General features: G+C 72.1%; 6 protein-coding genes. All 6 read left to right on the top strand.

Features of this window, described 5'->3' with window-relative positions; all coding sequences use genetic code 11:
* Positions 1 to 1,429 (top strand): hydantoinase B/oxoprolinase family protein (locus VNM44_RS04915; RefSeq protein WP_325623264.1); only part of this gene is annotated, 1,429 nt, incomplete at its 5' end.
* Complete coding sequence (locus VNM44_RS04910; RefSeq protein WP_325623261.1) at positions 1,426 to 3,489, top strand: hydantoinase/oxoprolinase family protein; 2,064 nt, start codon at positions 1,426 to 1,428, stop codon at positions 3,487 to 3,489. The genes VNM44_RS04915 and VNM44_RS04910, both read left to right, overlap by 4 nt.
* Entirely contained in the window at positions 3,486 to 5,360 is a 1,875-nt protein-coding gene (locus VNM44_RS04905; protein ID WP_325623259.1) for a CocE/NonD family hydrolase, read from the top strand. The genes VNM44_RS04910 and VNM44_RS04905 overlap by 4 nt, the downstream gene beginning before the upstream one ends.
* Complete coding sequence (locus tag VNM44_RS04900) at positions 5,357 to 6,532, top strand: formylglycine-generating enzyme family protein (RefSeq protein ID WP_325623257.1); 1,176 nt, start codon at positions 5,357 to 5,359, stop codon at positions 6,530 to 6,532. The genes VNM44_RS04905 and VNM44_RS04900 overlap by 4 nt, the downstream gene beginning before the upstream one ends.
* The gene (locus VNM44_RS04895) at positions 6,522 to 7,670 is read left to right on the top strand and encodes a M20 family metallopeptidase (protein WP_325623255.1); all 1,149 of its coding nucleotides are present in this window, start codon (positions 6,522 to 6,524) and stop codon (positions 7,668 to 7,670) included. Before VNM44_RS04900 ends, VNM44_RS04895 begins: the two co-directional genes overlap by 11 nt.
* A gap of 4 nt (positions 7,671 to 7,674) precedes the next feature.
* On the top strand, positions 7,675 to 8,839 hold a 1,165-nt coding region (locus VNM44_RS04890; protein WP_325623253.1), incomplete at its 3' end, for an AMP-binding protein.

The raw sequence follows: 8,839 nt of genomic DNA, 5'->3' as shown, positions 1-8,839 counted from the left end.
CGATCCGCATCCGAGCGGCGTCCACCTGAACGACGTGTCGCTGATCTCACCCGTGCACTGCGAGGGCGAGCTCCTCGGGTACGTCGCGAACCTCGCGCACCACGTCGACGTGGGCGGTGGCGCGCCCGCGTCGATCGGGGCGTTCCGCGAGGTCTTCCAGGAGGGCGTGATCATCCCTCCGGTGAAGCTCGTCGAAGGCGGGCGTGTCGTCGACGACGTCTTCAGGCTCGTCGTCGCGCAGATCCGCTCGACGTACGAGACCGCAGGGGACTTCCGCGCGCAGATCGCCGCAAACGCGACCGGTGTCCGCCGCGTCCAGGCACTCGTCGATCGGCACGGCCTCGACCCCGTGCGGGCGACGATGGCGGAGCTGCTCGACTACACCGAGCGGCGCGCGAGGGCCGAGCTCGCGCAGCTGCCCGAGGGCATCTACGAGGCCGAGGGCTTCGTCGACAACGACGGCTACACGGACGAGCCTGTCCGCCTCCGCGGACGGGTCGAGATCGGCCCCGGCGGCGTCCGCTTCGACACGACGGGCTCGGATCCGCAACGCCGTGCGCCGGTCAACTCCACCTACGCGATGACGCTCTCCGCGTGCGCGTACGTGCTCAAGTGCCTGATCGACCCCGACCTGCCGGTGAACGACGGCTTCTACCGTCTCCTCGACGTCGCAGCGCCCGAGGGGACCGTGACGAACTGCACCTGGCCGGCACCGGTGGTCGGCGGCTGGGAGACGCAGACGCGCCTGGTCGACGTGCTCTTCCGTGCGCTCTTGCCCGCGTTCCCCGAGCGGCTGCCGGCCGGGACGAAGGCGATGATGTGCCAGGCCGGGTTCGGCGCGCTCGACGTGGAGGCCGGCACGTACGTCTGCTTCTACGAGACGTTCGCCGGCGGCTACGGCGGCCGGTTCGCGAGCGACGGGCCGGACGCCGTGCAGACGCACGGCCAGAACACGGAGAACGCGCCGGTGGAGGAGACGGAGCTCAACTATCCGGTGCGGATCGACCGGCTCGCGCTCGTCGAGGACAGCGACGGCGCCGGCCGTCGGCGGGGTGGGCTCGGGCTGCGGAAGGACTTCCGCTTCGACCTCCACACGACGTTCACGATCCTCGCCGACCGCGACCGGAGCGGCCCGTGGGGCGTCGACGGCGGCAACGAGGGCCTGCGCGCCGAGTACGTCCACGTCCGAGACGGCGTCGAGACGCGCCTGTCGTCGAAGACGACGCTCGACCTCGCGCCGGGCGACGTGGTCAGTATCCGCACGTGTGGAGGCGGCGGCTACGGGCCACCGCGGGCGCGCGAGCCCGAGCTGGTGCTGCGCGACGTGCTCGAGGGGAAGGTGAGCCCCGAGCGCGCGCGCGAGGTGTACGGCGTCGCGGTCGCCGACGGGGGCATCGACCATGCAGCCACGGAGGTGCTGCGCGCATGAGCCGGAGCACGAGAGTCGCGATCGACATCGGCGGGACGTTCACGGACGCGACGCTCGTCGACGAGGAGAGCGGCGTGGCGACCATCGCGAAGGTGTTGACGACGCCCGCCGATCCGTCGGAGGGCTTCATGCGCGCATTCGAGCGGGCACTAGGCCAGCGCGACGCCGCGCAGGTCAGCTTCGTCGTCCACGCGACAACCGTCGCGACGAACGCCATCATCGAGGGCAAGATCGCCCGGAGCGGGTTCGTCACGACGGAGGGCTTTCGCGATCTGCTCGAGATCGCGCGTCAGGTGCGGCCGACGCTCTACGACACGCAGTTCACGAAGACGCCGCCGCTCGTTCCGCGCGATCGTGCGGTGGCCGTCCGCGAGCGGCTCGGTCCGGCGGGCGAGGTGCTCGTCGAGCTCGACGACGCGTCGGTTCGGGAGGCCGCAGCGGTGCTCGGCCGCGAGGATGTGGAGTCGGTCGCCGTCTGCCTCCTCCACTCCTACGTCAACCCCGAGCACGAGCGGCGGGTCGGCGAGATCCTCGCCGAGGAGCTGCCGGGCGTTCCGGTCTCGCTCTCGTCAGACGTCGCGCCCGAGTTCCGCGAGTACCTGCGCGCCTCCACGACCGTGATCAACGCGGTCGTCCGCCCGGTCGTCGAGCGCTACCTCGGCCGGATCGAGACCCGCCTCGCCGAGGCGGGCGTGGAGGCGAAGCTGCTCGTCATGCAGTCGAGCGGCGGCGTCTTCGGCTCCGCGGCCGCCGCCCGCAAGCCGGTCTACATGGTCGAGTCCGGCCCGGCGGCGGGCGTCATCGCGTCGGCGCACCTCGGTGCGTCGGTCGGCATCCCGGACATCCTCTCCTTCGACATGGGCGGCACGACCGCCAAGGTCGGCCTCATCCAGGACGGCGAGCCGTCGGTGACGAAGGACTACAACGTCGGGGGCCACGCGGGCGCGGGAATCGGCCGCATGTCGCTCTCGGGATATCCCGTGCGCACGCCCGTCGTCGACCTCGTCGAGATCGGTGCCGGAGGCGGATCCATCGCATGGGTCGACTCGGGTGGGCTGCTCCGCGTCGGGCCGCAGAGCGCGGGCGCCGACCCGGGACCGGTCTGTTACGGACGAGGCGGCACGGAGCCGACCGTCACCGACGCCAACGTCGTCCTCGGGCGGTTGAACCCCGCCTACTTCCTCGGGGGCGAGATGGGCCTGGACGTCGATGCGGCGCGTGCCGCGATCGACGAGCGGCTGGCGACCCCGCTCGGTCTCTCCGTCACCGAGGCCGCCTACGGGATCGTCGAGATCGCGAATGCGGCGATGGTGAACGCGCTGCACCTCATCTCCGTCCAAAGGGGCCACGACCCGCGGGACTTCGTGCTCGTCGCGTTCGGCGGCGCAGGGCCCGTGCACGCGAACGCGATCGCCCGCGAGGCCGAGATGCCGCGCCTGCTCGTCCCGCCGAGCCCGGGGATCTTCTCGGCGACCGGCCTCCTCACCACCGACCTGAAGCGGGACGCGGCCACGACGATCATGCGACGCGCAGAAGAGCTCGGCCAGGCGGAGCTCGACGTGGTGTTCGAGCAGCTCGAGCGGGTCGGGGCGGACGAGCTCGTCGCCGAAGGCCTGTCCCGCGACCGGGTCGAGTTCGTCCGCGCGCTCGACATGCGCTACGTCGGGCAGAGCTACGAGCTGGCGATCCCTGCCGGCGGCGACCTGGTCGAACGCTTTCATGCACACCACGAGCGCGTCTACGGCTTCGCCGCGCCGGCCGAGCCGGTCGAGATCGTCAGCGTCCGACTCACGAGCGTCGGCCGCATCGCGAAGCCGCCTCCGCGGACGCTCGCGAGCGGAACGGCCCCGGACGCCAAGGAGACACGCCCCGTGTACTTCGCCGAGGCCCACGGCTTCGTCGACTGCCCGATCTACGGACGCGACGCGCTCCCGGCCGGGGCGAGGCTCTCGGGCCCGGTCGTCGTCGAGGAGCTCGATTCGACGACCGTCGTCCACCCGGGCTACACGGTGCACGCGGACGAGCACGCACACCTGATCGTCGAGAGGGAGGGGACGTGAGGTACGGGATCGTGCTCGCGAAGGACGTCCGGGTGCGGACGCGCGACGGGATCGAGCTCGCGACCGATGTGTACCGCCCGGCGCGAAACGGCGACTGGGTCGAGGGGCGGTTCCCGACGATCCTCTGTCGCACGCCGTACGACCGCACGGACAAGCGGTACACGGAGATCGCCGACTTCTTCGTCCGCCATGGCTTTGCCGTCTGCCTCCAGGACCTGCGTGACCGTTACGGGAGCGACGGGACGGGCGACTACCAGCACACGGTCACGCCGCAGCAGGGCGAGGACGGCTACGACACCATCGAGTGGATCGCCGCCCAGCCGTGGTCGAACGGCCGCGTCGGCATGGTGGGCTCGTCGTACGCGGGCATCACGCAGGTACGGGCCGCGCTCGAGCGTCCGCCTCACCTTGCGGCGATCTGGCCCGACGTCGTCCCGACGAACTCGTTCCAGCACCAGTCGCGCGAGGGCGGGGCGATGCAGCTCCACATGTTCTGGGCGCTGTTCATCCACGCCCAGGACGCGCAGGACATCCGCGACGACTGGGACAAGCAGGCCGAGGTCTGGCAGGACCTCGAGCACCTGCGCGACCTCTTCTGGCGGTACCCGTTTCGGAAGGGCGAGCTCTCGCTCCGTCACACGCCGTCGCTCGAGCAGGCGCTCGAGGACTACACGACGCGCGGCGCCTACGACGAGTACTGGGCGCAGGTCTCGAACGACTTCACGGCGCACTACGCGCAGCACGCCGACGTCCCCGGGACGTTCACCACCGGCTGGTTCGACGGCTTCCCGCACTCCGACACGGAGTACTTCGCGGCGATGGCGGCGAAGAACGAGACGCCGCAACGGCTGATCGTCGGCCCGTGGAGCCACGTCGGGATGCGCGGCGACGCGACATGGACGCTCGACGTCGACTTCGGCCCGGATTCGGTCTGGGGCGTGGAGCGGTACTTCGAGGAGCAGCTTCGGTTCTTCGACGCCTACCTCCGCGAGGACGGCGAGTCGCTCGGCGACCCGCCGGTACGGATCTTCGTGATGGGCGGCGGTAGCGGACGGAAGACGGAGCTCGGCAAGCTCGACCACGGTGGGCGCTGGCGGGACGAGCAGGAGTGGCCGCTCGCGCGGACCGTGCACGAGACGTGGCGCCTCGGCGGGGACGGCTCGTTGTCGCCCGACGTACCCGCGAGCACCGAGGCGCGCCGGTTCAGATACGACCCCGAGCATCCGGTGCCGACGATCGGCGGCAACTACTGCGCCGTCGGCGAGCTTCCCGCGGACGGGCCGGGCATGGAGCCGATGTGGGCGCGGCTGCTCAACCCGGTCCTGCGCCTGCGGAACGTCCTCACGCCCGGCCCGGCCGACCAGCGGGAGTCGCCCGAGTTCTTCGCCTCCCGTGAGCCCTATCCGCGCCTCTCGGAGCGCCCGGACGTGCTCGTCTACGCCTCCGAGCCGCTCGCGGAGCCGCTCGAGGTGACGGGGCGCGTGGAGGTGCGGCTGCGGGTCGCGTCGAGCGCGCCCGACACGGACTTCACCGCAAAGCTCGTCGACGTCCACCCGCCGAACGAGGACTACCCGGACGGCTACGACATGCTGCTCTGCGACTCGATCATTCGCTGCCGCTACCGAAACGGCTTCGAGCGCGAGGAGCTGATGGAGCCGGGGGAGGAGGTCGAGGTCACGATTCTGCTGCCGCCGACATCGAACCTCTTCGCCGCGGGGCACCGCATCCGGGTCGACGTCTCGTCCTCGAACTTCCCGCGGCTCGACCGCAACCCGAACACCGGCGAGCCGATCGGCCGCCACACGCGGATGGAGGTCGCGGAGCAGACGGTCTTCGGTGGAGAGGTGGTGCTGCCGGTGATCCCGGCGTGAGCGGCTGGGTCCTCGTGCCGGCCGGGCCGTTCGCGATGGGGCACGACGCGGCCGACGCGTACCCGCCGGACGAGGACGAGCGTCCGCGGCGCCTCGTCTCGCTCGCGGCATTCCGCGTCTCCCGCGTGCCGGTGACGAACCGCCGCTTCCACGGCGAGGGCGACGGGCGGCCGGTGACGTACGTCACCCGCGCCGAGGCGGAGGCCTTCTGCGAGCGCGAGGGCGTCCGCCTCCCGACAGAGGAGGAGTGGGAGGCCGCTGCGCGCGGTGCCGACGACCGTCTGTGGCCGTGGGGCGACGAGCTGCCGGACCAGTCTCGGGCGACGTTCGCCGCGGGGATCGGCTCGCCGTCGGAGGCAGGCCTGCATCCAGGAGGCGCATCGCCCTTCGGCGCGCTCGACATGGCGGGAAACGTCTGGGAGTGGACGAGTGGGGACGCCGTTCGCGGCGGCTCGTACCTGAGCGGGCCGGACGAGCTCCGCTGCTCGTACCGCCTCCCGGTCGACCCGGCGGCCAAGGATCCGTACGTCGGCTTCCGCGTCGTCGCGGTCGAGCCCGTGAGCGACTTCGACTGGGTCGACGTCCCGGGCGGCGACTACCCGATCGGACGCGAGCCGGAGAGCGAGCACGACGTCGTCTCCGTCGATGCCTTCGAGCTCGGACGCACGCCCGTCACGAATCTGCAGTACGCGGACTTCGTCAGGGACGGTGGCGCCGAGCGGCCGCCGCACTGGCCCGCCCCGGGCGACCATCCCGTCACGTTCGTCGACTGGCACGACGCCGCCGCCTTCTGTGCCTGGGCGGGAGGACGGCTGCCGACCGAGGCGGAGTGGGAAAAGGCCGCGCGCGGTACGGACGGACGGCGGTTCCCCTGGGGCGACGAGGAGGACGCGAGCCGGGCCGCCATCGGCTCGGGCCTCAAGTGGGGCGGCACGTCGTCCGTCGGTGCACATCCGAGCGGCGCAAGCCCGTACGGTCTCGAGGACATGGCGGGAAACGTCTGGGAGTGGACGTCGACCGAGACGGGCGACGGGGAGCGGATCCTCCGCGGCGGCTCGTACGCGAGCCCGGGGCTGCCATGGGCCCGCTGTGCGATGCGCAGCTGGAGCAGGCCGGAGCGCCGGCAGGCGCATGTCGGACTTCGCGTCGCGAGGGATGCGCATGGGCGTTGACGCGGATCGCCTCCGCGACCTGACCCTCGCGCTGGTCGAGGTCGAGAGCCCCACGGGCGACACCGCCGAGGTCGCCCGACTGTACGCGCGGCGGCTGGAGGAGATCGGGCTCGAGGTCGAGCTGCTCGACGACCCGTTCCCCGCCACCCCGATCGTCGTCGGCCGCCTGCGGGGCGGTGAGCCCGGGCCGACGATCGTGCTCAACGGCCACCTCGACACCGTGCCGATCCCGCACGAACCGCCGCGGGTGGAGGGCGGGCGGGTGTGGGGCCGCGGGAGCGCCGACATGAAGGGCCCCGTCGCCGCGGCGACCGAGGCGGTACGCGTCGTCGCCGAGTCGGGCCGCTCCTTCCCCGGCGAGCTCGTCGTCGTGGCGATCGGCCTCCACGAGGCGCCGGGCGGGCGGGGAGAGGACCTGACGTGGCTCCTCGGGGAGCACGGATTCACGGCCGACTACGCGATCGTCTGCGAGCTGGCGGGCGATCGCCTCGTCGCCGCGCACATGGGACAGGCGACTGTGGAAATCGAGATCCGGCGCGACGGCATGCCGACCCACGAGCTGCAGACCGCGGCCGGAACGCCGAACCCGATCCTCGTCGCCGCGCGGGTGATCGAGGCGGTGCGGAAGCAGAACGAGGAGCTCGCGGCGACCGAGCACCCGTGGGTCGGCGCGGAGACCTACTTCTTCGGCGAGGTGCACGGCGGCGACTTCTACAACCGGCACCCGGCGACGTGCCGACTCGTCGGGACGCGGCGCTGGGCCCCGGGCAACACGCTCGGTGCGGCACAGGCGGAGTACGACGAGCTCGTCGCGCCGATCGCCGCGGAGTCGGGCTGCACGATCGACGTCCGTCTCGAGCTCGTGCGCGACGCCTATTCCGTCGACCCCGAGCACCCGCTCGCCGTCGCGCTCCGCGGCGGCTACGAGGAGGTGACGGGTGAGCCGCTCGAGGCGACCGGGATGAAGGTCGTTGCCGACGGAGCCGTCTTCCAGGCCGTCGGGGGCATCCCGACTGTCTACCACGGCCCCCGCGGAGAGGGAGCGCACGCGGACGTCGAGTCGATCGCCATCGAGGAGCTCGCCCGCTCGGCGCGGATCTACCTCGCGACGCTCGAGCGCCTGTGGGCGGGCGCCTGACGCGTTGAGCGCCGCCGCGTACGACGAGCTCCGGCGTTCGTTTCGCTGGGAGCTTCCGCCGACGCTCAACCTCGGGGTGGAGGTGGCCGACCTGCAGCCTCGAGACGACCCGGCGATCCTCGTCACCGACGGGCGGGCGGTCACGCGCACGGTCACGTTCGGCGAGCTCTCGGACGACTCGAGCCGGCTCGCGAACGCTCTCCGCCATGCCGGGGTCGAGCCCGGCGACCGCATCGGGATCATCCTCCCGCAACGCCCCGAGACGGCCGTCGCCCACGTCGCGGCCGCCAAGCTGGGTGCGATCGCGGTGCCGCTCAGCGTCCTCTTCGGGCCAGACGGTCTCGAGACGCGGCTCCGCGACGCCGACGTCCGAGTCGTGCTCGGCGAGGCCGAGCCGCTCGACCGCATTGCGGGGCTCGGGCTCGACGTCCCGCTCGTCGACGTCGACCGCGACCTGGCCTCGCTGTTGGCCGACGCCTCACCGCGGTTCGAGGCAGTCCGGACGAGGCCCGACACGCCGGCCCTGCTCGTCTACACCTCGGGCACAACCGGCCCGCCGAAGGGGGCGCTGCACGCGCATCGCGTGCTCGCCGGGCACCTGCCGGGCTTCGGGCTCTCGCACGACTTCTTCCCGCAGGACGGCGACCGGATCTGGACGCCCGCGGACTGGGCATGGATCGGCGGCCTCTACGACGTGCTGATGCCCGCACTCCGCCACGGGATCGCCGTCGTGGCGCACCGGGGCGGCAGGTTCGATCCGGAGCGGGCGTTCGACCTGATGGCCCACGTCGGAGTGCGGAACGTGTTCATGCCGGCGACCGCGCTCAGGCTGATGCGCAGCCACGACCCCGGCACGCCCGTCTCCCTGAGGACGGTGGCCAGCGGCGGCGAGACGGTCGGCGCCGAGACTGCCGCGTGGTGCGGCGAGCGCCTCGGCGCCCGACTCAACGAGTTCTACGGGCAGACCGAGGCGAACCTTCTCGTCGGCAACTGCGCCGCGTGGGAGGCGCGCCCCGGTTCGATGGGATTGCCCTATCCCGGCCATGACGTGCGGGTGGTCGACGGTGAGGTGTGCGTCCGCGTGGAAGGCGACCCCGTGGTGTTCCTCGGCTACTGGCGAAACGAGGAGGCGACGGCGGCGAAGGTCCGGGACGGGTGGCTCTTCACCG

This window comes from Gaiella sp. (assembly GCF_035558935.1).
Taxonomy (GTDB): Bacteria; Actinomycetota; Thermoleophilia; order Gaiellales; family Gaiellaceae; genus Gaiella.
Note: the sequence above shows the minus strand (reverse complement) of the source record. Positions and strands in the feature narration are given on the sequence as shown.